This window comes from Oceanobacillus sp. FSL K6-0251 (assembly GCF_038004725.1).
Lineage (GTDB): Bacteria > Bacillota > Bacilli > Bacillales > Amphibacillaceae > Oceanobacillus > Oceanobacillus oncorhynchi.
In genome coordinates this window covers 4510724-4536134 of sequence record NZ_JBBORS010000001.1, presented here as the reverse complement: position 1 = coordinate 4536134, position 25411 = coordinate 4510724, and the positions used below count along the sequence as shown (strand labels likewise).

22 protein-coding genes and 1 pseudogene are annotated in these 25411 nt (G+C 36.4%); 20 read left to right on the top strand and 3 right to left on the bottom strand.

Annotated elements, in window-relative coordinates:
* The first annotated feature begins 3 nt into the window (after window positions 1–3).
* From clpP to MKY45_RS22045, 3 genes are all read left to right on the top strand, one after another.
* Window positions 4–576, top strand: coding sequence for an ATP-dependent Clp endopeptidase proteolytic subunit ClpP (clpP, locus tag MKY45_RS22055; RefSeq protein ID WP_341173407.1), 573 nt, complete (start codon window positions 4–6; stop codon window positions 574–576).
* Window positions 577–925: 349 nt separating this feature from the next.
* Window positions 926–1822, top strand: a complete 897-nt coding sequence (locus tag MKY45_RS22050; RefSeq protein ID WP_445667632.1) for a macrolide 2'-phosphotransferase — start codon at window positions 926–928, stop codon at window positions 1820–1822.
* A 633-nt stretch (window positions 1823–2455) separates the two neighbouring features.
* Complete coding sequence (locus MKY45_RS22045; RefSeq protein ID WP_193064444.1) at window positions 2456–3298, top strand: aldo/keto reductase; 843 nt, start codon at window positions 2456–2458, stop codon at window positions 3296–3298.
* A 90-nt stretch (window positions 3299–3388) separates the two neighbouring features.
* Here MKY45_RS22045 and MKY45_RS22040 read toward each other — a convergent pair whose 3' ends face one another.
* Together MKY45_RS22040 and MKY45_RS22035 are read right to left on the bottom strand one after the other, a co-directional pair.
* Window positions 3389–4816, bottom strand: coding sequence for an amidohydrolase family protein (locus MKY45_RS22040; RefSeq protein WP_341173405.1), 1428 nt, complete (start codon window positions 4814–4816; stop codon window positions 3389–3391).
* A gap of 34 nt (window positions 4817–4850) precedes the next feature.
* A complete protein-coding gene (locus tag MKY45_RS22035; RefSeq protein ID WP_193064446.1) occupies window positions 4851–6401 on the bottom strand; it encodes a Na+/H+ antiporter NhaC family protein in 1551 nt (516 codons plus the stop codon).
* A 507-nt stretch (window positions 6402–6908) separates the two neighbouring features.
* On the opposite strand from MKY45_RS22035, the gene MKY45_RS22030 reads away from it, so the two are divergent.
* Complete coding sequence (locus tag MKY45_RS22030) at window positions 6909–8192, top strand: IS110 family transposase (RefSeq protein WP_341035585.1); 1284 nt, start codon at window positions 6909–6911, stop codon at window positions 8190–8192.
* A gap of 720 nt (window positions 8193–8912) precedes the next feature.
* On the top strand, window positions 8913–9245 hold the full coding sequence (locus MKY45_RS22025; protein WP_042528966.1) for a general stress protein: 333 nt from the start codon (window positions 8913–8915) through the stop codon (window positions 9243–9245).
* 119 nt (window positions 9246–9364) lie between these two features.
* Here the strand turns inward: MKY45_RS22025 and MKY45_RS22020 are convergent, their stop codons facing one another.
* Entirely contained in the window at window positions 9365–9796 is a 432-nt protein-coding gene (locus MKY45_RS22020) for a pyridoxamine 5'-phosphate oxidase family protein (protein ID WP_193064447.1), read from the bottom strand.
* Window positions 9797–10286: 490 nt separating this feature from the next.
* Here MKY45_RS22020 and MKY45_RS22015 point away from each other — a divergent pair, with 490 nt between their 5' ends.
* The 15 genes and pseudogenes from MKY45_RS22015 to MKY45_RS21940 all read left to right on the top strand — a co-directional run bounded on the left by MKY45_RS22015 (window position 10287) and on the right by MKY45_RS21940 (window position 25406).
* A complete protein-coding gene (locus MKY45_RS22015; RefSeq protein WP_042528972.1) occupies window positions 10287–11231 on the top strand; it encodes a sugar kinase in 945 nt (314 codons plus the stop codon).
* A gap of 19 nt (window positions 11232–11250) precedes the next feature.
* Complete coding sequence (locus MKY45_RS22010) at window positions 11251–11901, top strand: bifunctional 4-hydroxy-2-oxoglutarate aldolase/2-dehydro-3-deoxy-phosphogluconate aldolase (protein WP_212929210.1); 651 nt, start codon at window positions 11251–11253, stop codon at window positions 11899–11901.
* Window positions 11901–13063 (top strand): annotated as a pseudogene (locus MKY45_RS22005) (pyridoxal phosphate-dependent aminotransferase). The gene MKY45_RS22010 and the pseudogene MKY45_RS22005 overlap by 1 nt, the downstream one beginning before the upstream one ends.
* Window positions 13064–13155: 92 nt before the next feature.
* Complete coding sequence (locus tag MKY45_RS21995) at window positions 13156–13917, top strand: IclR family transcriptional regulator (RefSeq protein ID WP_212929208.1); 762 nt, start codon at window positions 13156–13158, stop codon at window positions 13915–13917.
* 121 nt (window positions 13918–14038) lie between these two features.
* Window positions 14039–14500 (top strand): RidA family protein, encoded by a 462-nt coding sequence (locus tag MKY45_RS21990; protein ID WP_042528979.1) that lies wholly within the window; start codon window positions 14039–14041, stop codon window positions 14498–14500.
* A gap of 81 nt (window positions 14501–14581) precedes the next feature.
* Window positions 14582–15607 (top strand): TRAP transporter substrate-binding protein, encoded by a 1026-nt coding sequence (locus MKY45_RS21985; RefSeq protein ID WP_042528980.1) that lies wholly within the window; start codon window positions 14582–14584, stop codon window positions 15605–15607.
* 71 nt (window positions 15608–15678) lie between these two features.
* Window positions 15679–16194 carry a TRAP transporter small permease gene (locus MKY45_RS21980; RefSeq protein ID WP_052484858.1) on the top strand — a complete coding sequence of 172 codons (516 nt, stop codon included), beginning with the start codon at window positions 15679–15681 and terminating at the stop codon, window positions 16192–16194.
* Window positions 16172–17443, top strand: a complete 1272-nt coding sequence (locus tag MKY45_RS21975; RefSeq protein WP_212929207.1) for a TRAP transporter large permease — start codon at window positions 16172–16174, stop codon at window positions 17441–17443. Before MKY45_RS21980 ends, MKY45_RS21975 begins: the two co-directional genes overlap by 23 nt.
* 19 nt (window positions 17444–17462) lie before the next feature.
* Window positions 17463–18539, top strand: a complete 1077-nt coding sequence (locus MKY45_RS21970) for an alanine racemase (RefSeq protein ID WP_042528984.1) — start codon at window positions 17463–17465, stop codon at window positions 18537–18539.
* 17 nt (window positions 18540–18556) lie between these two features.
* Window positions 18557–19735: a M20 family metallopeptidase gene (locus MKY45_RS21965; RefSeq protein WP_052484859.1), complete on the top strand. Its 1179-nt coding sequence runs from the start codon at window positions 18557–18559 to the stop codon at window positions 19733–19735.
* A gap of 4 nt (window positions 19736–19739) precedes the next feature.
* Window positions 19740–20924 (top strand): threonine synthase, encoded by a 1185-nt coding sequence (gene thrC / locus MKY45_RS21960; RefSeq protein WP_042528986.1) that lies wholly within the window; start codon window positions 19740–19742, stop codon window positions 20922–20924.
* Between the two features lie 13 nt (window positions 20925–20937).
* Window positions 20938–21909, top strand: coding sequence for a threonine ammonia-lyase (locus MKY45_RS21955; RefSeq protein ID WP_212929205.1), 972 nt, complete (start codon window positions 20938–20940; stop codon window positions 21907–21909).
* 12 nt (window positions 21910–21921) lie between these two features.
* Entirely contained in the window at window positions 21922–22686 is a 765-nt protein-coding gene (locus MKY45_RS21950) for a creatininase family protein (RefSeq protein WP_341173402.1), read from the top strand.
* A gap of 12 nt (window positions 22687–22698) precedes the next feature.
* A complete protein-coding gene (locus MKY45_RS21945) occupies window positions 22699–23592 on the top strand; it encodes a dihydrodipicolinate synthase family protein (protein WP_042528991.1) in 894 nt (297 codons plus the stop codon).
* Window positions 23593–24170: 578 nt separating this feature from the next.
* A complete protein-coding gene (locus MKY45_RS21940) occupies window positions 24171–25406 on the top strand; it encodes an ROK family transcriptional regulator (protein WP_256705319.1) in 1236 nt (411 codons plus the stop codon).
* Window positions 25407–25411: the final 5 nt, after the last annotated feature.

The following is a 25411-nucleotide window of genomic DNA, read 5'->3' as shown; positions in this document are numbered from 1 at the left end:
TATATGAATACAGTTCCATATGTTATTGAACAGTCAGGCCGTGGCGAGAGGGCTTATGATATTTTTTCCAGGTTGTTAAAGGACCGGATTATTATGATTAGTGATGAAGTGAATGATCAGATGGCAAATAGTATTGTTGCACAGCTGTTATTTTTAGCTGCGGAGGATGCAGAAAAGGATATTTCTGTGTATATCAACAGTCCTGGAGGCTCTACTTCTGCAGGCTTTGCCATTTTTGATACGATGCAGTTTATAAAACCGGATGTTCGTACGATCTGCACAGGCTTAGCGGCTTCGATGGGAGCATTGCTATTGCTGTCTGGAACGAAAGGGAAACGTTTTGCACTTCCAAACAGTGAAATCATGCTTCATCAGCCGCTTGGAGGAGCGCGCGGGCAAGCGACCGAAATTGATATTTCAGCGAAGCGGATTATCAAGCTCCGGGAAAAATTGAATCATATTATTGCGGAGCATTCCGGCCAGCCTGTGGAGAAGGTGGAGACGGATACGGAAAGAGATTATTTCTTAAGTGCAGAAGAGGCGAAAGAATACGGTTTGATTGATGAAATTATTTAGATGAAAAGCGGGCTGTCAGATGAAGTTGAGCAGCTCGCTTTTGTCATGTAGGCGTAAAGCGATACGTCAGGGATGTTGTTGCGAATCAATCCTCGTTATGCTAGGATGAATGTAATTAAAAATGAGGAGGGATTCTTTTGATCGATAACCAATCTTTGCATCGCTAATGCAGACGCTTCAGACACGATATGTGCCCAGATGAAGGATTGGTCTATCTTTTTTGAGAACCCTATACGGTTAAAAGTAAGCGTAGGGGCGGAGTCTATCTGTCCCTGCTTTTTTAGTTTTAATAGTGTCCTTCATTGATTGGCATGTATAAAACAGAATAAAAAAGAAGGATGTGGCAGATTTGGATAAACAAACTGTTTCAGGATTAGCTTACAAATACGGGTTAGAATTGAAAGAGGATTCTATCCGCTTTAATGAATCCGGATTGGATTTTCTCGCTGCTTTTGCAGAGGATTCAGATGGAGCGGAATGGGTCTTAAGAATACCGAGACGCGATGATGTGATGGGAAGAACAGTCGATGAAGGGAAAGTGTTAGCGCTCGTTCATCAGCATGTATCCTTTCAGATTCCTGTCTGGTCCATTTATGAAGAGGATGTAATCGCCTATAAAAAATTGAGCGGGGTTCCAGCAGGCACGATTGATCCAGAAATTCAAAACTATGTCTGGGAAATGGATATTGAAAACATACCTGAAGCCTTTCACCAGAGCCAGGGAGCGGTTTTAGCATCTTTACACACAGTTCCTGTAAAAGACGCAGAAAAAGCTGGAATTCCTGTCCAAACGGCAGAGGAAGCAAAGGCCTCCATGAAAGAACGAATGGAAAAGGTAAAGAAACATTTTGGCGTGGCTGATGCCCTTTGGAATCGCTGGCAGGGCTGGTTGAATAATGATGAAGTATGGCCAAAGCAAACAGGATTGATGCATGGTGATATGCATGCCGGCCATATGATGATCGATAACGATTCAAGGGTTATTGGTTTAATTGACTGGACAGAAGCGAAAGTAACAGATGTTTCCAATGATTTTGTCTTCCAATATAAAGCATTTGGAGAAGATGCGCTGGAGAAGCTTCTTCATCACTATAAAGAAGCTGGAGGTATTTACTGGCCAAGAATGAAGGAGCATATCATAGAGCTGGATGCTGCGTATGCTGTAGCGATTGCGGAGTTTGCGATTGTTTCTGGTGTGGAGGAATATGAGCAGATGGCGAAGGAAGCGTTGGGTGTTGGAAGATAAATATAAGGATAATCACGTCTAACTTTGAGCGATAGATTCATTTTAACCCGAAGAACTGAATTTATTTCGCTTCCATAGTAATAAGGTTATTCATGTGAAAATGACTTGTTTTTAAATATGTAAATAGGGTATACTATCAGTAGAAAGACATATAATTAAAAGACCGTTCCATGCTGGTACATGAAACGGTCACAATAGACTGAACCCCATCAAGAGGGGCTAGGTAGCGGGAAAAATAATCCCTCACTTTCCTACGACAAGGCATGAGGGATTATTTTTTATGGTCTTTATCAGACATGATGAACGCTATTAACATCCCAAAAGATATCATTAGCGTTAACACGCTTTCTAGATCCATAGGCAAACACCTCCCTCCCTAGGAAGTCTCCTAATAAAGACTACCGACAGGACGACAAGTGCTACCATAACCCTCATGTGAAGCCAGCTTATTGATGCAACTATTATAACACAAATTAATTATCTAACAGATAGAATGGTTATATTTTTAATAAGGAATAGTATAAAAAACTGTAAGTCTGATAACTCTCGGCGGAAGCAAGATGCTTCGTCGTCTATTTGCATTTTCATAAGGGAATATTAAAAATAAACGAAAGCGAAAAGAGGTGCTGCTGAATGGTTCAATTAGGAAAAAAAGAATTGTTTCCAATTGGAATGGGAACCTGGCATATGGGAGATTATCCAGAAAAAAGGAAGCAAGAAATAGAAGCCCTAAGATACGGAATGGAAAGCGGCATTGAAGTAATTGATACGGCGGAAATGTACGGGGAAGGAAATTCAGAAAACCTTATTGGCGAGGCGATTCAAGATGTAAAGAGGGAGGATATTTACCTGATTTCCAAGTTCTATCCGTTTCATGCACAGGAGCCGGATTTGGAGCGCTCGCTGGAGAATTCATTGAAACGGCTAGGTACAGATTATCTGGATTTATATTTATTGCATTGGAAAAGCAGTACACCACTGGAGGAAACAATCGAATCGCTTGAAAAGTATGTAAAGGACGGGCGCATTCGTGCGTGGGGTGTTTCCAATTTCGATACAAAAGACGTTGAAGAAATGAGGCAGACTGCTGGCGGGGAAAACAGTACTGCGAATCAAGTATTATATAATATAGCGAGCAGAGGGATTGAATATGGTTTACTGCCGATGCAGAGAGAAAAGGGATTGCCAACCATTGCCTATTCCCCAACTGCGCAAGGGGATACGAGAGGCGATAAAATCACATCGAACAAAGTCCTGCAAAAGATAGCAAAGCATCATGATGCAACTGTATTTCAGGTGATGCTGGCATGGACGATTCGTCACGATGATGTACTGGCTATCCCGCAATCCAGTGATAAAAAGCATATTCAGGAAAATATAGATGCCGCATCGATAAAGCTTTCTGAAGAAGAGCTGCAGCTCATTGAAAAAGAATTTCCTGCGCCGAAGCGGAAGATGCCGTTAGATATTATCTGAGGCCGGCTGCCCGTTCTTTAATGATGATAGGAAAAGAAACCAATGAAAAACCCGGATAAGTTCGGATTTTTTCATTGGTTTCTATTTTCACTATAATAATCCATCTCTGACCATTTGTAAGATGTCGCTGTCTGCTTTAAGTATATCTTCTTCTGCGCGGGAGGCGATATTCTCTGCTGTTTGTTGCGCCTTCGAGATTTCCTCTTTTTCATGGATGGTTAAGATTTGTTTATTTTCCATAATTACTTTCCCATCAATGATGGCTGTATCTACTTCGTCTCCTCTTGCGGAATATACCAGGTTTGGAACGATATTACGAATGGGCTTGGTTAGCACAGGATAGAAGGCAGGAGCAGTTAAATCTACTAAGATGATATCTGCTTTTTTCCCGCTGCGCAGACTTCCCACTTCATGATCGATGCCCATGACTTTAGCAGCTTCAATGGTAGCCATCCGAAGTGCTTGTGTGGCATGGAAGGCTTGCGGATTTTTATATTTTACTTTGTTCAATATGGCTGCAAATTTCATTTCGTTGAACATGTTATTGCTGTTGTTTCCTGGTGCTTGATCTGATCCTAAGCAAGCTGTTCCTCCGGCATCTAGAAAATGCTGTACGGGCGGGACCATTCCATCGATGATGCCAATACTTCCAGCACAGTAAATCATACTGGCACCGCTTTTGGCTATAAATGCAGTCTCTTCGTCTGTGGCCTCGGTAAGATGTACCGCAATTAATCGCTCATTTAAGAAATCATGCTCATCCAGAAATTCAATACTTCTTTTTCCATAACGTTTTTCCATCTGATTGATTTCCCGGTCACCCTGGGCTACATGCATGTGCAGCTTGGTGTCTAATTTCTCTGCGTGATTTTTTACTTCCTTCAACAACTCTAAGCTCATCATATCCGGACCATGCGGGCCAAGAATAACCGTAATGCGTCCGTCTTCTGTATCATGGTGTTTCTCATATAATTCAAGGTTTCGATTTAATTTTGTCTCCCCAATAGACGACTCAAATGTATATAATTCTCCTACTGGGAGGTCGCCGATGTTATCCGGGATTTCATTGACCAGCTCAGTGACTCGGGCACGGGCGCCGATTTTTTTATAGTTGTTTACGATGAGGTCCATTCTTCCGTCATAGTCACAAAATGTTGTGGTGCCTGCTTTTATCCCCTCGATAATATTCACCATAGAACCGATAGCACTTTCGTCAGGGCGGAGGTGTTTTTGGAATGGCCACAGGCCCTTCTGCATCCAGTTTGACATATCCTGTGCGACTCCTCTAAAGATAGCAATGCCTGTATGGATATGCGCATCAATAAAGCCTGGCATAATTAACTTGTTTGCAGCATCAATATGTCTTTCAGCTGTATATTCCCGTAAAATTTCCTGTGTTTGTCCGACTGCTTCGATTTTATTATGTTTTATGGCAACTGCTCCGTCCGCAATATAGCCGACTCCTTTTCCTTCCATTGTCATCAGGTGTCCATTGTGAATGATAATATCGACTTTCATGTGAGCAACTCCTTGTACCGTATGATTTTATGCCTTAGGAGGTCTTCTCTAAGGAAACTTTCAAATTCTCTTTCTTCGCTTTCCGATTTAAGAAATATAGAATGGATAATAATACTGCTGCCGTAATAACCATGCTTACAATGGCATTTTGTGTTAATCCTGCAGAAAGAAAACCGGTTGCAGCTGAGATTCCAATAATAATAGCATATGGTAACTGGGTTTTTACATGTTCAATATGGTCTGCCGCAGCTCCTGTTGAAGCCATGATAGTTGTATCTGATATGGGAGAGCAATGATCTCCCATTAGTCCGCCGCTTATAACCGCACCAATAGCTATTGGCAAACTGATGTCTATCGCAGCAGCCATTGGCAGGGCAATTGGCATCATAATAGAGAATACTCCCCAAGAACTTCCGGTAGCGAAAGCAATGAAAGCTCCAACCAGAAAGATAATTGCCGGGACGATAAAGGATGGCAGGTAGCTGCCGGTAATATGAGCGATATATTCTCCTAATCCCATCGTAGTGGCTATGGAACCAATCGACCAAGCCATAATAAGAATTAATGTTACAATCATTAATTTTAAAAGGCCATTGGTGAAATCTTCAAATAAATTCACTAAGGATTTGCCGTAACGCAGTCTTGCATAGATAATGCCGCCAGCAGAACCGCAAATAAATCCGCTAATGATACCAAGTACAATATCTGCATTTAAAAAGGCGCCTCTAAACCCATTTTCTCCAATATTGCCTGTCCAGAAAATAACTGAAAATATGGTTCCCAGCAACAGTATCATCGGAATCAAAAAGCTGAATATATCTGCATCGTTCCTTTTATTCCCCTTTTCTGTTCCTTCGTCTTCATCCATCATCAATTTATCATGATCTCCATACAATTTCCCGGTTGTTATTGCTTTTTTCTCTGCTTGATACATGGGGCCGATATCTAAATTTAAGTTAATGACGAACAGCACGCCAATCATCGCAAAAACGCCATATAAATTAAAAGGAATCATCTGTATGAACATCCCCCATGGATTATCGCTCAAGCTTAGTGCAGCTAATTGTGTGGCGATTAATCCTGTAATAAAAGGTCCGTAACTGCTGATGGGAGACATGGCGGCCATCGGGCTTCCCATGGAATCGAGTATGTATGCCAGCTTTACTCTCGAAATTTTTATTTTATCGGTAATGGGCCGGGTGACTGCTCCAAGAATTAGGACTGGTTCTGTATAAGAGAAGAGAAAAGAACTTCCCCAAACAAAATTTTGAGCCTTCCTTCTGGTATTGATTTTTTTCGTAGCAGCTTCGGCAAACGCCTGCGCAGCTCCGGTCGTGCGAAGGATATTAACAAATCCTCCTGTCGTTGTAACTAGCAGTAACAGGCTAGCATTCCATGGATCTGCGATAGAGGGAATCATGGTGTCTGTAATGGTATATGTAAAACCCACAAGCGGATTCCAACTATTGATGATGGTTGCTCCAAGCCAGACACCGATAAATAAAGATATAATCGTTTGCTTTGTTATGATGGCAATAATAATTGCGAGTATCGGAGGTAACAGCGATAAAAAACCATATTCCATATGTTCCATCTCCTTTTTGTTTATTAGCGCTTTCAATTGAGTGGTGAAACAAGCAACTGCCAGAGAGTTCAGCCAATATAACATGAAAAATGTTTGGTGTAAGCGCTTTATTTGTGCGATTGGCTGTTTGTAGAGAACGGATGTGGTTTTCCATTTTCTATAATAGTTTATAACCTTTATCTATCAGCACAAAACCTTGCGTTTGAATCAGCTTTGACCATGATTCTTTCGATTCGGCGAATCAAGAGAGTTATTTGATATGGATAGGTATGGAAGAATAATATAATCACTTCAACCAGATTTTAATCAAAAGTAAGCATTTCATTTATGTGCCTGCTGATAATCTTTCTTCATTCTCCGTTCCCCAAAGCGTATATTTTATAATTATATAGGAGCATTCCTGTAATGAAGAAATTTGAGGTTTGAACAAAAAAGAGCCCTCTTGGTATAGTACAGGGTGTCATTGCAATGACCCCGAAATTAAAAAATACCAAGGAGGACTCATCCATGAATTATAATCAAAATCACAAAATATCGCAAATCACACCATCTACACTTGTAGTGGGAATAGACATTGCCAAAGACAAACATGTGGCACGAGCACAGGACGACAGAGGCTATGAATTTGGGAAAAGATTGATCTTTGAAAACCGAATAGAAGGCTTTGAAATCCTACTGGAATGGATTTCAAAGCTCCAGAAAGAACACGATAAAAACCATGTCATCATAGGAGCTGAGCCAACAGGTCACTATTGGATGAGTTTAGGTTATTATCTGATCAGCAAGGATACGGATTTTGTATTGGTTAATCCGATGCATGTCAAGAAAGCAAAAGAACTGGATGATAACTCGCCAACGAAAAATGATACCAAAGATGCGCGCGTGATTGCCCAGCTGGTGAAGGATGGGAGATACTCTATACCAAACCTTCTCGACGGCATCTATGCCGAGTTAAGAGAAGCCATGAAACTACGAGATCAACTCATCAAACAGCAGACAGTTACGGAAGGACGTATACAAAATAACATGCAGCGCTATTTTCCAGAGTTTCAGGATGTATTTAAACAATGGAATGGAAAGGCCGCATTATATACGTTACGGGCATTTCCATTTCCATCTGATATTCGTGATAAAACGCCAGAAGACGTACTGGAGGAATGGCAAACGGTCGTTAAACGTGGTGTTGGTATCAAACGAGCAACCAAACTGGTAGACAAAGCGAAGAAGAGTGTTGGCATAGAAATCGGCTTACGCTTTGCCAGACAAGAGCTACACAGCTTATTAGACCAATATGAGCTGTATGCAGAACAATTGAAAGAGCTGGATTTGGAAATAGAGGCGCTCTTAGGAGAGATACCAGGAGCAAAAGAAATGCTGGCTATCAAAGGACTGGGAGTAACAACCGTAGCTACCTTTTTCGCGGAAGTAGGAGATATATCAAATTATCATCATCCGCAACAACTCGTGAATCTGGCCGGCTTATCGTTGCGGGAGCACAGTTCCGGGAAATTCAAAGGGGAAACGAAAATAACGAAACGCGGACGGAAGAAACTGCGAAAGGCGATTTATTTAGCGATACGACCGCTCGTAGCGAATAATCCGACGTTTCAAACCTTGCATAGGTATTACACGACCCGCCCGGAAAATCCATTAAAGAAACAACAATCATTGATTGCGTTGTGTGGGAAATTATTACGTGCCTTGTTTGTCATTGGTCAAAAACAGTGTGAATTTGATGGAAGCAAGTTATTGAAAGGTTTACCTCAGATAGAAACTTTACAGGCAGCTTAAGCTGTAGAAGAAAGAAATAGCAACAAATGACCTTGGGAACTTAGAATACACAAACACCAATAATGCGGAGTCGGAGCTTATTTTTTCCATTCGGGCTAGACCCAGCATAGGAGCTTATTCCGACCTCCACCTTGTGGATACGCAGGACGAGGGAATGTATGGATACCAATCCCGTGATACATGGGAGGGTGAGCGACCATAAGAAGTGTGGAGTTACCAAGCATGGTTACACCATTTTTTACCAAATACTACCTGTTTGGTCGTTAGGATGGCTAGGAGTGCATTAGAATATTCTGTATTCTGACAAACGCTCCACCCCCACTATCCAACCCCAAATTGGATGTTTAAGAAATTCTAAGAAAACAAGAGCATTTCGGAGATATTTTAAGTATATAGAGGGAGGCGTAATTGATTGTATAGTGTTTATTTTTTGAATATTTATTAATTATTTTAGGTAAATCATATTTTAATTGAAACAGTGAACGCAATGTGATAGTCAATGGGAGCGACTAAACATTCAGTTGAAGGGCAGAGAGGCAAGTTTTTAAATAACATAGTAAAAAGTATTTCAAGAGCATTGCAGCTGATTAAAAACCTTTGCTGAAGCGGAAAATGTCACTAGAAATGATGTAGGCTTTAAATTTTTTTCAAAAAAAATGATTAGTTTTATGTGAGTCGGGAAGACATCTAATGTAGCATTTTATAGGAGGTAGTTAAGATATGACATTCGTAAAATCTTATACAAACGATGAAATGTTAGAAAAAGATGTGAACAAGCTAAAGGATAATAACATCAGCTCCAATAATATTTTCATCCTCTCTCACGATGATGATCGCACTGCACGCATTGTAAATAATACGGAAGCATCCGGTATTGATTACAATAAGCAGGATATCGGAGGAGATTTTGAAAAACCAGGTGATGAGTTAAGAGAAAAACTCCGTGAACTGGGAGTTGCTGATGCAGATGCCCATGAATATGAAGAAGATATGGATGAAGGAAAAGTCTTTTTAATTGTAAAAGATGAATCAGCGAAAAGTATTGTGGGTTAACTGTAAGCCACAATAAACGAAGCAGTTAAGCATAAATCCGGACCAATCCTAATCTCTATGGAAAAGGGAGGGGGCCGGATTTTGGTGTTTTAAAGAAGGACTTTTCTATGTGATAACTCTTAAATATCTTCCATGTTAATTATTTCAGGCGTATCAAAGTTATCACTATTCATGATTTTAATTTGTTCAGGGATGAGTTTGAGAACAGTTAAATCAGGGTCATTTTTAGAATCAAAGTACGCTTTATCCTGTGTTTCCCATAACCAGTCAATGGTTTCTTGATTATTAATAACCTCGACCTTGGCTCTGATTTCTAAGAAGCTTTTATTTTTTGTTTCTTCGTATCCCAGTAAAATATGCGCCTGTGGGTTGCTTTCCACTTCTTCTACCTTTGGAGAATCCTCATCTGTTTTTGTGTATAATACCGCTTCATCATGGTAAAAGACCATATATCGGCTGTTTGGTACATTATTATGGGAAGTAGATAGAACGCCGACCTTTGAAATATCTAAAATCTTTTGAATTTCTTTTATTACTTTTGCTTTATTCATGTTGTCACCTCTTTTAAATGAGCTCATATAGTTTGATTCCAAGATTAAGTTTCCCTTTGCGATAAAAAGATATACGTCATCATGCAATGATTTTAAATCTTAACGTTAGAGGACTATTGTGTAAAATAGTGCAGTTTCAGCTTTAGATTATTATTTTTGAAACAACTGAGCGTCTAATATTTCCACTAATATAACAGCTGGCATTTGGCATTCACCCAAGATACTGATGACAGAACCATTGCTGAAGGACGCCGATTGTTTTAGTAAGAAATTTAATACATTTCACACGGAAGAGTTCTTGAATATTGAGAAAAGATTTACTACAAAACAGGAAATAAAACTTAAAAAAGGGTTGACAACTCCAATGATATCGCTTACATTAATAAAAAGAAATTTAAGAAAATTTGATAATTATATATTTTTTACCCTTATTGAGGAACGATGTTCCTCAATAAGGAACGAAGAGTGTTTAGAGGAAGGTGGATATTAATTGGATGTTGTAACAATTGGTGAAACAATGATTTTACTTTCAACTAATACAAGATTAAGGTATGCTAATAATTTTTCAATGGGAATAGGGGGGGCTGAAAGCAATGTAGCTATCGGGTTAGCACGATTAAATCATAAAGTCGGTTGGATTAGTCGTTTAGGTAATGACGAGTTTGGTAAATATATTCTTTCTGTTATTCGTGGGGAAGGGGTAGATATTAGCAAAGTTCAATTTGATAACCAGGCACCTACTGGAATTTATTTCAAAGAATTAAGAAAACCTAATGATGTACGAATTCAATATTATCGAAAAGGTTCTGCTGCAAGTAAGATGGATAAAAATGATCTCGATAAGAACTATATTAAACGTGCCACATACCTTCACATAACAGGTATTACCCCAGCCTTAAGTGATAACTGTTACAAAATGATTTTAGAAGCAATTTCAATTGCTAAACTTCATGGAGTTAGCGTTGTATTTGATCCCAACTTAAGAAAGCAATTATGGAAAGAAGATAGAGCAAAAAAGATTTTACTAGAAATTGCATTACAATCAGATATATTTTTACCTGGTTTAAACGAAGGAAAGTTCCTAACAGGATATGAAAATCCTAAAGATATCTGTGAGTATTTTACAAATTTAGGTGTATCTACAGTGGTAGTTAAAGCAGGAAAAGATGGAGCTTACTTGATGTGCGATAAAGTTTTTAAGCATATAAAGGGTATTAAAGTTGATGATGAAGTTGACCCTGTAGGGGCAGGTGATGGATTTGCCGCAGGGTTCCTATCTGGTTTAATTGATAAACTTTCTACAGAGGAAGCTGTTAAAAGAGGTAATGTGATTGGTGCTTTTGTTATAACTCAACATGGAGATGTGGAAGGCTTACCTGATAAACAAGAAATACATGATTTCCTTTCAGATAAGGAAGAAGATGTGAGAAGGTGATCATAAGAGGAGGGCTAGAGTGAATACATTTGAAAAAATAAAAGACACTGGAATTATAGCAGTATTAAGAAATTTAGATCCAGATAATGCAATTGAAGTAGCCAAAACATTGGTTAATAACGGTGTAAATGTATTAGAAATAACAATGGAAACTCCTAATGCTATTTCCATCATTGAGAGTATAAATTCAGAATTTCAAAAGACTGCTGTAGTAGGAGCGGGGACAGTTTTAGACACTGAGACAGCACGAACAGCAATTATCGCAGGAGCGCAGTTTATATTTTCACCTACTGTCAACATAGAGACGATTCGGATGACAAAGAGGTATGGACTGGTTAGTATACCAGGAGCCCTAACTCCTACAGAAATTTTAGAAGCATATGAGAATGGGGCAGATGCAGTAAAGGTTTTTCCTGTGAGAACGCTTGGCCCAAGTTATTTAAAAGATATAAAAGGACCATTGCCCCATATTCCTCTTGTTCCTACTGGAGGCATAGACATTCATAATATTCAAGAATATTTCGAAGCTGGTGCGGTAGCTGTTGGAGTTGGAAGTTCATTGGTTGATTTACGTTTGAAAAATGAACCCGTTTTTTTTAAGAATATTGAGATGAAGGCGAAAGATTTCGTTCATAACTTTCGTAATTTTAAAAATAAAGAAAGTGAGTGATGGGTTTGGAATTATCAGACACATCTAAAAATTATCCTGCTTCTGTGATTCGCAAAATGTTTGAATTAGCTAATGACTATGAAGGAGTAATTAAACTTACAGTTGGGGAACCAAACTTTGAGACTCCTGATCATATTAAAAAAGCGGCGAAAGTTGCTATTGACAAAGGATATACTAAATACACTTCGAATGCAGGTTTAGCCCAATTAAGGGAAGTAATTGCAGAAAAATATACAGAGAGTTTAAAAAGAAATATAAGTAAAGACCAAGTAATGGTTACAACTGGAGGGATGGAGGGGATTTTATTAGCTTTATATGCCACAGTTAATCCAGGAGATGAAGTTCTAATAACCAATCCCGGTTACCCAAATTATATAGGACAAATCGAAATGCTTGGTGCTAAAGCTGTACCTGTAAAGGTTTTAGAAGAAAATAAATTTAAATTACAAGCAAAAGATGTAGAAAAAGCAATTACTATCAATACTAAAGTACTTATTTTAAATTCGCCAAGTAATCCTTTAGGAACAGTGTTGGAAGAGAAGGAAATAAGAGAACTAGCAAAAATAGTAAAAAAATATAACCTATATGTTATTTCAGATGAAGTCTATGACAAAATAATATATGATGGAAAGCTTCACTTTAGTATGGCAGAAATAAAAGAAGTAAAGAATCAAGTTATTGTGGTAAACAGCTTGTCTAAAACATATGCAATGACAGGCTGGAGAGTTGGGTTTGTGATAGGAAACGAAGAAGTGATATCTGTTATGCCAAAATTACAAGAAGGTATAGTTTCTTGTATTCCAGAATTTATACAAATGGCTGCAATAGAAGCAATGACAGGTTCCCAAACGATTATAGAGAAGATGGTTAAAGAATATTCATGGAACGTCAGCTCGTTTATGAGAGTTTAAATCATATTCCGGGTATTTCCTGTATAAAAACTGAAGGTGCTTTCTATGCATTTGCAAATACAAAACAGTTTTCTGAATCATCTGAGTGTTTTGCGATAAAATTACTTAAAAATGCAGGTGTAGCTGTGGTTCCTGGTTCAGCATTTGGAAGCATGGGTGAAGGGTATTTGAGATTATCCTTTGCATGTGGAGAAGAGGAATTAGAAAAAGCTATATATCGTTTAGAACGATATATAGTGAACAATTATTAATTTGAAAATCTTATAAATATCCCCTTTAGTTAATAATAAGCTGATTATTGTATGATAAATTAAAGATAGTATGTATTTAGGAGGGGATCAATTTGGCAATAATTCAATCAGTAGAACGTTCACTTATCATTTTAGAAAAGTTATCAAAGAACCCTAAAGGTATGGGAATAACAGAACTAGCGAATCAGTTGGATGTAGCTAAAAGCACAACACACAGGCTATTGACTACGCTTATGAACAAAGGATTTGTTATACAAGACGAAGAAACAAAGAACTATATCTTAGGAATGAAAATTATAGAATTATCAAGTTTAATGCTGGAGGATATGAATATAAGATCTATCGCAAAAAAAGACCTTGAAGAATTAGGGCAAAAAATTAATGAAGTAGTTCATTTGTGCATTCATGAAAATGGAGAAGTTGTTTACATTGATAAATTTGAGAGCGACCAGACGATAAGAATGCATTCAAAAATTGGAAATAGAGGAATGATGCATAGCACAGGGGTAGGTAAGGTTATTTTATCTGGCATGACAGATGAGCAAGTACGAAATATTATCACAGCAAAAGGGATGCCTGCTAAAACACATCGCACGATTACAGATGAAGAAATATTAATTAAAAGATTAAATAAGATTAGAGAGTTGGGATATGAGATTGATGATATTGAAAATGAAGATGGAATACGTTGTGTAGCAGCTCCAATATATGATTACAGAGGGAAAATGATTGCTGCATTTAGTGTTTCGGGTCCTGAAAATAGGATGCGATTAGAACGTATAAAATCTGAACTGGTAGATTTAGTATTAGAAACTAGTAAAAACATATCTTGGAAAATGGGATATACCGGGTAAAGAAAGCATTGATCAAATATATATGCGCAACGACGAATAAATCATGATATTTTCAAGAAAATGGTTCTTGAGTTTAAAGGAAGCACTATTATTAAAATTTTCTTTACAGGAGGCAGATTAAATGAGTGTTTATAAAAAATTAGAGAAATTAGGAATTGAATTGCCTGATGCGCCTAAACCTGCTGCGGTTTATGTTCCTGCTAAAAGGTTTGGTAATTTAGTATATACTTCCGGACAAGATTGCAGAAAGGAGGGAAAACTAATATATGAAGGGAAAATAGGAACTGATCTATCGATAGAGCAGGGATATGAGGCGTCAAGACAAGTAATGATTAACTGTTTGGCCGTCTTGCAAGAAGAAATAGGAGACTTAAACAAGATCAAGCAAGTTGTAAAATTACTAGCTTTTGTTAATTCTGCACCAGGTTTTGTTGAGCAGCCTTATGTTATTAATGGCGCTTCTGAATTTTTGGTTGATGTGTTTGGAGAAAAAGGAAAACATGCTAGGAGTGCATTAGCTTCTAATGAACTTCCATTTAATACACCAGTTGAAATTGAAATGATTGTCGAATTGGAAGATTAATTATTTTTAATCACTTAAGTGAGCAATTTAAACATATTTAATAGAATGGTGTTCTTTATTATGGAACTTAGGAGGGTCCAGATGAAAAAAACTGTAAAGATTTTGTTATTTACACTGTTAACACTTGTCTTGGTCGCATGCGGAAATGATACTAATGGGGATGCAGAAGGTTCAGGAGATAATGATGAAACTTATGAGTGGAATTTAGGATTTAACACAGCTGAAGATTCTGTTAGAGGAGTAGCTGCAGAAACCTTTAAGGAAATTGTTGAGGAAGAAACAGATGGGAGAGTTTCAATAAGTATTTATGCTGGGGAAACACTTGGTTCGGAAGCAGAAATGTTGGAACAAGTTAATTCAGGTGCATTAGCAATGCAGTTGGCTGGTGGAGGTGGAATGCAGAATTATATTCCAGAATATTCAGTACTAGCTTTGCCTTTTATGGTAGAAGACTTTGATGAAGCATATGCTGTCCTTGATGGTGAGATAGGTGATGAATTACGGGGATTGGCAGAAGAACAAGGATTTAAAGTACTTGCTCATACAGATCTTGGGTTTGCGCAAATAACGAATAATGTAAGACCAATAAGTATGCCGGAAGACTTAGCTGGAGTTCAAATCAGAAGTCCTGAAGAGCCAACTTCCATTGAGGCATTCACGCAATTAGGTGCAAATGTATCAACTATGGCATTTACAGAGGTTTATATGGGTCTACAGCAAGGAGTTATTGATGGGCAGTTTAATCCCTTAGATGCGATTTATGAGAATAATATTCACGAAGTACAAGATTATTTAACTTTGACAAACCATTTCTATTATCATGTTAATTTTATTATGAATAATGATTTATTTAATAGTTTAGATTCTGAACTGCAAGAAATTGTTCTAAACGCAGCGGAAGAGGCTGAGAAAGCATCGAGAGAATATACACAGGAAAAAGATGAAGAAATGCTGTCTATTCTCGAGGATGAGTTTGAAGATATAGTTACAGATCCAGACCTGGAAGCTTTTCAGGAGGCTATAGATTATGAAGCATTCCACGAATTTGTAGGTGGAGATATTATTGAGAGAACCCAAGAATTTTTAGATGATTATAGAGCTAATTAAAATTTGATCACACTTTGGCTGAATATAGCTTATTCGGCCAAAGATGGGTTTCAATAAGGAGAGATTTAAAAATGATATCAAAGTTGAAACCAATTATTGATGGAATATTCAAAATTCTGCTCGGTGCTTCTAATATATTATTAGTGATTTTAACATTACTTGTAGCTTTTGAAGTTCTTAGCAGGGCCTTATTTAATACTTCTTTAATTTTTGTAACACCGTTAACAGGAGTAGTTTTCCCCTGGATGGTATTTTTAGCAATTGTTGGTGCAACTAGAAACAACGAGCATATTTCCGTTAATTTCTTGTTAAATAAACTTCCTTCTAAGACTAAAAAAGGTGTTAAATTGATTAATAAGTTAGTGATGCTTTTTTTCTCAGTATTGATGTTATTTTCAAGTTATAGATTATCGAATGATGTGGCAAACATTATGGAACCAATCATTAATGTTTCGAGATTTTGGCTATACTTTTCCATGGTTGTATCATTTGCCGGTAGTTCCTTAGTAATAATAGCACAGATTGTTCAAATTATATTGAATAAAGACAAGGAGGAGGAGCTCGATGATTTGGTTAATGATAATTAGTTTTTTCCTTCTCATCGTAATTGGAACTCCAATTGCGTTTGCAATGGGTGCTTCATCGATTTTTTTCATTTTGGTTGAAGGGATTCCGCTTTCTACTGTGGCACAGAGATTCTTTTCTAATACTCAATCCTTCGCTTTTCTGGCAGTACCCTTTTTTGTATTAGCTGGGAATTTGATGGTGTATGGAGGGATAGCTCAAAAATTAATTAACGTAGCAGACTCTTTGGTTAGAAGACTCCCGGGTGGGCTAGGATGCGTATCTGTTGTGACAAGTATGGGAATGGCCGGTGTATCAGGTTCGTCAGTAGCTGATGCGGCTTCTGTAGGAAGTGTATTGATTCCAGAAATGAAGAAAAAAGGATATTCTGCTTCTTTTTCAGCGGCTATTAATGCAACTAGCTCTGTTGTAGGTATTATTATTCCACCTAGCAGTACAATGATTATTCTTGCATGGTTAGCAAACCTTTCCGTAGCAGAAATGTTCTTAGCAGGTATCATTCCTGGATTTCTAATAGGTTTTACATACCTAGCCGTCACAATTATTATAGCAATTAGAAGAGGATATCCGAAGGGTGAAAAAACTACTGTTAAGGAAATTGTTTTATCATTTGTAAATGCTTTATGGGCATTATTGTTACCGCTAGTTTTAATAGCAGTAATTGTGATGGGGGTGGCAACAGCAACTGAGGCATCTGCAGTAGCAGCGATCTATGCAGCTATAATTGCGTTTTTTGTTTATCGTTCATTAAAATGGAGAGATTTTTTAGCTGCATTAAGAGATAGTGTATATTCTACGGCGTCAGTAATGATTATTGTTTGTGCAGCTTCTATTTTCACTTGGGTATTGATTAATGAAGGAGTCCCACAATTAATATCGAATGCTTTACTTGATTCTGGGTTGCCGAACTGGACTTTATTGATAATTATGGTGTTAATTATGTTTTTATTTGGAATGGTTATGGATTTAGTACCTAACTTGTTTATTTTTATCCCAATATTTTTTCCGATTGCAACTGGTATGGGGATGGAACCTATTCAATTCTCGTTGGTTATGTTGGTAACATTAGCATTAGGTCTATTTACACCTCCTGTGGGGACCACACTATTTATTTCATTACACTTAGCAAAAGTAGAAATGGAAGATACCATAAAAGATTTAATACCTTTTGGTGTAACAGGTATTGCAGTAGTAATGTTGATAACCTTTATACCCGAACTAACTTTATGGATTCCAAATTTATTCTTCTAGAGAGGAGTATGGATTTTATATGATTACCCCTTATGTGAAAATTAATTTAAATAAAGTAAAAGCCAATATTCAGTTTATGATTAATCAATTAAGAAAATATGATATTGATCATAGACCACATATAAAGCCACACAAAAATATTGAATTAGCTAAATTACAACTGGATATGGGAGCGATAGGAGTTACTTGTGCTTCTTTATCTGAGATGGAAGTCATGGTTAAAGGAGGGATAAAGAATATCCTTTTAGCTATGCCTTTAATAGGAGATGAACATTGGGAAAAGCTTTACAATGTTCTCCATAGCCATGATGTTGAGTTTATAACAATTGTTGACAGCAAACTTGGGATAGAAGGATTAGCGAAGGTGGGAGAACGTCTCGAACGCCCTCTTCATATCCTTGTGGATGTTGATAGCGGAGGTCATCGGGAAGGCATCCAATCGGAAGATGTATTATCTTTTGTGGAAGAAATAAACAGTAACCCATGGTTAACTTTTAAAGGTCTTTTTACTTACTATGGTCATATTTATCAATATGAAAATAGTTTGCATGCAAAACATGCCAAAAAAGAAGCTTCTATTCTAATAAGTGAAAGAGAAAAGCTAGAAAAACATGGTATAAAAGTGGACGTTTTATCAGGTGGATCAACTGTCTCATCCATGGAGGCTGAACAACTTGAGGGTATAACAGAATCCAGAGCAGGAAACTATATCTTTTTCGATATGAATGCGGTTCATTTAGGAATAGTAGAAATAGAACAGTGTGCACTTAAAGTTATAGCTAAAGTTGTTAGCAAGCCTTTACCCGGTAAAGCGACTATAGATGCAGGATCAAAAGCATTGACATCTGATCAGCCATTAAAAGGTGATGAATACGGCTATATATATAATAGACCCAATTTAAAGCTTCTAAAATTAAATGAAGAACATGGTTTTATTGAATATGATTCAAATAAAGAAAAATTGGAAATTGGAGATGAAATCGAAATAATTCCTAATCATGCTTGTGTTGTTCCCAATCTATTTAATCAAGTGTTTATAGATGATGGAAAAGGATTAAAATCAATAGAAGTGGATGCAAGAGGAAGAAATTATTAAAAAGGAGTCTTTCATACGTGTTGAATCTAACTATTGAAAAGCTTATAGACGATTATAATGAAAAGGAACAGATTAGAATTTTTAAAGAACTTGTTCAAATACCAAGCGAAAATCCAGGGAATTATGAAGAGGGGATAGCGAAAAAAATTCAAAATATATTAAATAATGAGGGAATAAAAAATAAACTTGTTTATATTAATGATAAAAGGCCAAATGTTTATGCGGAATTAGAAGGTTCAGTGGAAGGGAAAACTTTAATTTATAACGGCCATATTGATACAGTACCGGTAGGAGAAGGTTGGGAGCATAATCCTTTTAGCGCTTACGAAGATGAAGAAGGGTATATTTATGGGAGAGGCGCATCAGATATGAAGGCGGGAGTATCTTCCATGTTATATGCTGCTATATGTTTAAAAAAATCAGGCTATCCAAAAGAAGGAAAACTAATACTTTTTTTTAATATAGACGAAGAAATAAGTAATTTAGGAATGAAACAATTTTTAGAAGAAGATATTTCAGCGGATTATGCAATCATAAGTGAACCGACTAACCTTGATATTGCAATTGGACACCGAGGAACAGCAAGATATAATTTAAAAACGAGAGGAATTGCAGGTCACTCCTGTTATGTTGCGCATCCAGATAATGCAATCGAAAAAATGAATAGCTTGTTGCCTCTTTTATTTGATTGGGGAAGAAGAATAAAGAAAGAGAAGATAAATAAATTTTTAGGGAGCGCATTAAGTAATGTCACCACTATTCATGGTGGTACAGCAGGTAATATTATACCCGATGAGTGTATTGTGGAGATAGACAGAAGATTGCTTCCTGGGGAAACCATAGAGGAAGTAAATGAAGAATATACGAAAATATTAACCCACGAGGGCGAAGTAGATTTTGAACTGGAAAATTATATTTTTTTACCTGCTAGCCTGATTGAAAAAGATCATCATTTTGTGAAATTTATTTATGATACTACAAAAAAATATAATGAAAAAGTTAAAATTAAATCATTTGAAGCAACATGTGAAGCGCCTTTTTTTTCCATAAATAAAGGAATACCTACAATTATATTTGGGCCTGGCTCTTTAAGTCAAGCTCATGTTGTTAATGAACGTGTTCACAAATCAGAGGTAATCAAGGCTGGGAAACTATTTATTGAGATTTGTATAAGTCTATTAAACAATAAGGGATGATTATATGTCTTTGAATTACTTTTTAAGCTGTACTGAATGTAAAAGAGAATTTAATCCAAGACCTATTTATAATTGTCTGTCATGCAATGGAATTCTGGAAGTTCAATACAAAAACCTGACAAAGTCTATAGCTGGAATGAAACAAGAATATATTTTTCACGATGAAAAAATTGAAAGTCTTCTTGGAGAAGGAAATACTCCCCTGTTAGAGCTTAGTAAGACTTCTAATCGATTAAGAGAAAATAAGATTTTTGGCAAGTGTGAATTTATGAACCCGACAGGGTCTTTTAAAGACAGGCCTGTTGCGGCAGGCATACAGAAAGCTTTAGATTTTGGTTATAAAAAAGTAATTGTTGCATCAAGTGGAAACGGTGCAGCATCTGTTGCTGCCTATTCTGCTAAATTCGGTTTGAGCTCCACTATTTTAGTCCCGGAGGGTACACCTGATGAGAAAGTAAAACAATCTCAGTTTTACGGAGCTAATATTATTAAAGTTAAAGGACCATATAGTAATAGTTTTGAATTGGCTCTGAAATACAGTGAGGAAGAAAAAGTATATAATTTAACAACAACTTTTATCAATCCTTATACGTGGGAGGGAGATAAAGGTGTAGCTTATGAAATTAATCAACAATCAGATAATTGGCCTGATTATGTTATTGTTCCTATCGGTGCCGGACCACTGTTAGTCGGTATTTATAAAGGTTTTAAGGAGTTAAAAGAGATATATGGAAAAAATGACCCCATCCCCAAAATGGTTGGTATCCAAGCAGAAGGATGTTCACCAATTTCAAGAGCTTTTGAAAATAATGAAGTATATGTAATTTCTGAACCAGATCCTAAAACTATTGCTGGCGGGATTGGAGACGGTTTAAGAGGATATGCGAAGGATGGGACTTATACGTTGAATACGATTCGTAAATCCAATGGGGCATGTTTAAGTATTACGGATGAAGAAATCATAAGGGCACAAGAAAATCTTGCTAAGGATGAAGGGATATTTGTTGAACCATCTGGAGCAGCTGCACTTGCTGGGTTTGAAAAATTTTCAAAATTGGAAAATATAAAAAATGCTTCAGTAACATTGCTGTTAACTGGAAATGGGCTAAAGGATATGAATACTATTAATGAAAGTTATACCATTCCGATTATTGAACCAGTTATGGAAGAACTTAACCGATTGATTTAGGAGGATGCTTAACGTGCTAGGTCAGAGCTTAGAAAATCCTACAATTAATGATATTAAGAAAGCAGAAACAAGGATAAAAAAATATGTGGATGTGTCTACAAAAGTGATAACTTCAGAAATATTAAATATGAAGTATGGCTTTCCTATTTATATAAAACCAGAAGGATTACAGCCTACTGGTTCTTTTAAAATAAGAGGGGCATTAAACAAGATTTTAAAGGCAAAAGAAGATGGACAGGTTAGCCATTGTATTACCGCTTCAGCTGGGAACCATGCCATTAGTCTGGCATCTTCCAGCTTGCTGTTAGGCTTAAAATCCACGGTAGTAATGTCAGAACAAACGCCACAAATTAAAATTTTGACTTGTGAAAGACTAGGCGCAGAGGTTATTATTCATGGGGAAAATTATGATGAAGCTTACAAAGAGGCTCAGAAAATATCTAGTGAAAAAAACTATTATTATATACACCCCGTCGCAGATTGTGAAATTGTTGCAGGTCAAGGTACAATTGGCTTGGAGATATTGGAAGAGATGCCAGATATAGATCAAGTGATTGTACCAATTGGCGGTGGAGGCCTTATATCTGGAATAGCTATTGCTCTTAAATCATTAAAACCAGAAATGAAAGTTATAGGTGTACAGCCCGAAAAATCGAACGCTTATTACAAAAGTTGGAAAAGAAGCTATCTTGTTAACATAGAGAAGCCCAATACGATTGCAGATGGGCTTTCATTAAAACAACCTGAAAAATATCTATTCAATATGATGAAACATTGGGTAGATGATATTGTAACTGTGAAAGAAGATACAATTGAGAAGGCAATAAAGGAATTTTTATTTTTAGGAAAACTATTAGTTGAAGGAGCGGGAGCAGTTACTTTAGCTAGCATAATAGAAAGTAAAATCAATATAGAGAAAAAAACCGTTTTGATAGGAAGTGGCTCCAATATTGATGAGCAGCGTTTTAAAGCTTTACTAAATTAGGGGGTGATAATCTTGGATAAGTACTTATTAAGTGACTATACCACATATGAGCTACAGAATGTTATTAATAAAAAAGACCCCATAATAATTATTCCAGTTGGTGCACTGGAACAGCATGGCGCCCATTTACCTTTGGACACAGATATGGACTTGGTAGAAAAAGTTGCAAAATCTTTAGCGGAAAATTGTATACAAGATATAATAGTTACGCCAACTGTATGGACCGGGTTTTCTCACCATCATTTGGATTTTTGCGGTACCATAAGTATTAGACAAAAAACAATGGTATACGTTATTACTGATATTGTTGAAAGTTTATTGAAACATAAAATAAATAAGATTATATTACTCAATGGTCATGGTGGAAATATTTCAATTTTGAAAACTATTCTAGATGAAATCCAATTAAAGTATAAAAATCTTCAGATGGTGTATTTTACTTATTGGGATTTGCTTAGTGATAAGATAGATGAAATAAGACAGTCGCCAGTAAATGGAATGGCGCATGCAGGAGAACTGGAAACTTCATTAAAGTATTACTTTAATGAAGATGATGTGAGAAGGGATTCTATTCAAGATGTGATGTTGCCTGTTCAGCCGTTTCATAATGTAGATATGTTTGCTCCAAATAAAATTAGTATATACAAGCCCTTTGAAAGTTATAGTAAAGGCGGACAAATTGGAAAACCTTCTGTAGCAAATAAAGAAACTGGTAAAAAGATTGTAGAAAACCTATGTAAAGAATTTAGCGATTTAATAAACTTCTATTTTGTTTGAGGAGTTGAGAAAATGGATAAGTTCTCCGGGATTATTCCTCCAGTAGTAACGCCAATTAGTAAGGAAGGAAACTTTGACCAAGATGTAGCCAAGCTAATAATTGACTATTTAATTGATTCTAATGTAGATAGTCTGTTCTTTCTGGGAAGTATTGGCGAGTTTAGCCAAATGAGTTTAAAAATGAAAGAAGAAATTACAGATTTTGTTGTGAATTACGTAAATAAAAGAGTGCCTGTATTAATTGGTACAGGAAGCAATACAATTACTGAATCAATTCACTTAAGCAAGTTTGTGGAAAAAGTTGGAGGAGATGGTGTTGTATCTATTAATCCATACTATTTTAAATTGAATAATGTAGAGCTCTTAAATTATTTTGAATCTATAGCTGATAGTATTTCTATTCCTATGATATTATATAATTTCCCTGATAGAACTGGTCAGGATCTTTCCCCTTCTTTAATAAAGACGTTAGTAAAGAGGAATTCTAATATCGTTGGAATAAAAGAAACTGTTAACTCGATAACACATATAAAAGATGTTATCACTCAAGTTAAGAATGAGTTCCCATATTTCTCTGTTCTATGCGGGTATGATGAGCATTTAACTAGTACGTTATTTTTTGGAGGAGATGGTGGAATTATTGGTACCGGAAATATAGCCCCAGAATTATTTGTTGGATTATACGAGGCTTTTAAATCTAATGATTTAGAAAAAATAAAGATTTATAGTCAGCAGATTATTCAACTGACTAAGATATACAATCAGGATTATCAAATACTATCTGTGATAAAAGAAGGCCTTAAACTCAAAGGTTTTGATATACAGAGTGATTCTCTCGGACCGTATGAAAGTCTGAATCAAGAAAGTAAAAATTTTATAGAAAGAGCATTAAAAAATATATCCTAGTATTCAAAAATTGTGAAATGGTGATTATTGTATCACTTTAAAAGATAAGTAATAGATTTAAGTTTTATCAAAGTGTTGAATGACGAGCTAAGAAAAATAGAATATACAGTATTTTTCCTGAACTACCTCTATACTTGGATTTACCAAGTATAGAGGTAGTTTTTAATGATTTTATATCATTTTTGTCTACACCTATCGTTTTAAAAAAGATTGAGTAAAAAAAGATGGGGAAAATGATTCGGAAAAGATGGAGTTGTTTTAGTATTTTATTGCTCAGAATCTCAACCTCATTATGATGCTGCTATATCCTTCTCTGATCTGCTACTATAGCAGGCATTAATTAACTCAAATAATTGACTGATTAAAAAATTCTAAAAATTAATTGACAACGCTTACAATTAAATGCTATAGTTTCTATGCTTAATAATTCCATTGGAAAAAGTAATGTTTGTTCATATATTTAAAGTGAATTTATTCTTAAGGGTTTATAAAACAATAGCATTTAGCTTAGATGAATCTTGGGGGAATTCAAATTTATAAAAGCGATTATTTCAATATAGATAGGAATGTGAATAACTATGAAGAGGACTGGAGACCTGAAGCTGATACAAGAATTAAATCGTTCTATCATCTTAGAAACAATTCGAAAATATGGCTCTATATCGAGAAGTGAAATTGCTAAAAAGAATGAGCTCAGCCCTACCACTGTCACATCTGCTGTAGCTGAGCTCATCAATGAAGGCTATGTAGTAGAAGGTGGCACAGGAACGTCCAGTGGTGGGAGAAAGCCGATTCTTTTGAACTTTTCACCAGATAACCACTATTTAATCGGTGTATCTATTTCTTATTCTAAAATAACAATTGCGGATATGAATTTGGAAGCAAAGATAAATATGAAAAAGGTATATCCTACTAACGGTTATACAGGTGCAGATTTAATAAATTATCTGCTTCAATTATTGGAGGATTTCTACGCTGCACAGCAGGACGATAGACAATGTATTGGTATTTCGCTGATTATTCAAGGAATTGTTGATTCTAAAAAAGGTGTAGTCCATTATAATCCAGTTTTGTTATTAGAGGATGTTTACCTGCGGGATTCGGTTGAAGCGCATTTTAATCTGCCAACTTGGCTTGATAATGATACAAATGCATACGTTTTAGCTGAGAAGAATTTTGGTCATTTTCAAGAGGTGGAGAATCTCATTTATATAACGATTGGCGAAGGTGTTGGTTCCGGCGTTATTGTAAACAACATGCTGTCCCGCGGTGAAAGTGGAGGAGCTGGTGAATTTGGCCATACCAGTATTGATTATCATGGTGAGCTTTGCAGTTGTGGAAATAAAGGATGCATCGAAAATTATATAAGCTGGCCAGCTACATCGAAGAAAATAATGAAAGAGATTGAGGCAGGAAAAGAAACTATTTTAACAACTTATTTAACAAGTGACAAGCTGTTTATTACCCCGTCTGAATTTGTTGAAGCAGTGAATACTGGGGATAACTTGGCTGTTGCAATTAATGATGAAATTGCTGAATACTTATCAGCGGGAGTAGTTAATTTAGTTCACCTCTTTAATCCGGAAGTAATTATATTAGGTGGAGATGTTACCAACCAAAATCAAATATTGATAGACGCTGTACAGCAAAAAATCAAAGACAAAACGTTAAAAACGCTTTATCAAGATGTGGATATTACCACATCATCATTAGGAAAAGAATTTGAAATGGTTGGTGCTGCTTCTGTTTTACTTCAAGATAAATTTCAATTTAAGCTTACACATGACAATCGTGGATTAAAAACAAATTTGTAGGAGGA

What these genes read in the sequence shown, in the direction of transcription:
- clpP (WP_341173407.1), top strand. Translation starts at nt 4, where the DNA reads ATGAATACAGTTCCATATGTTATTGAACAGTCAGGCCGTGGCGAGAGG.
- MKY45_RS22045 (WP_193064444.1), top strand. Translation starts at nt 2,456, where the DNA reads ATGGTTCAATTAGGAAAAAAAGAATTGTTTCCAATTGGAATGGGAACC.
- MKY45_RS22040 (WP_341173405.1), bottom strand. Translation starts at nt 4,816, where the DNA reads ATGAAAGTCGATATTATCATTCACAATGGACACCTGATGACAATGGAA.
- MKY45_RS22035 (WP_193064446.1), bottom strand. Translation starts at nt 6,401, where the DNA reads ATGGAATATGGTTTTTTATCGCTGTTACCTCCGATACTCGCAATTATT.
- MKY45_RS22030 (WP_341035585.1), top strand. Translation starts at nt 6,909, where the DNA reads ATGAATTATAATCAAAATCACAAAATATCGCAAATCACACCATCTACA.
- MKY45_RS22025 (WP_042528966.1), top strand. Translation starts at nt 8,913, where the DNA reads ATGACATTCGTAAAATCTTATACAAACGATGAAATGTTAGAAAAAGAT.
- MKY45_RS22020 (WP_193064447.1), bottom strand. Translation starts at nt 9,796, where the DNA reads ATGAATAAAGCAAAAGTAATAAAAGAAATTCAAAAGATTTTAGATATT.
- MKY45_RS21990 (WP_042528979.1), top strand. Translation starts at nt 14,039, where the DNA reads ATGAGTGTTTATAAAAAATTAGAGAAATTAGGAATTGAATTGCCTGAT.
- MKY45_RS21985 (WP_042528980.1), top strand. Translation starts at nt 14,582, where the DNA reads ATGAAAAAAACTGTAAAGATTTTGTTATTTACACTGTTAACACTTGTC.
- MKY45_RS21980 (WP_052484858.1), top strand. Translation starts at nt 15,679, where the DNA reads ATGATATCAAAGTTGAAACCAATTATTGATGGAATATTCAAAATTCTG.
- MKY45_RS21975 (WP_212929207.1), top strand. Translation starts at nt 16,172, where the DNA reads ATGATTTGGTTAATGATAATTAGTTTTTTCCTTCTCATCGTAATTGGA.
- MKY45_RS21970 (WP_042528984.1), top strand. Translation starts at nt 17,463, where the DNA reads ATGATTACCCCTTATGTGAAAATTAATTTAAATAAAGTAAAAGCCAAT.
- thrC (WP_042528986.1), top strand. Translation starts at nt 19,740, where the DNA reads ATGTCTTTGAATTACTTTTTAAGCTGTACTGAATGTAAAAGAGAATTT.
- MKY45_RS21945 (WP_042528991.1), top strand. Translation starts at nt 22,699, where the DNA reads ATGGATAAGTTCTCCGGGATTATTCCTCCAGTAGTAACGCCAATTAGT.
- MKY45_RS21940 (WP_256705319.1), top strand. Translation starts at nt 24,171, where the DNA reads ATGAAGAGGACTGGAGACCTGAAGCTGATACAAGAATTAAATCGTTCT.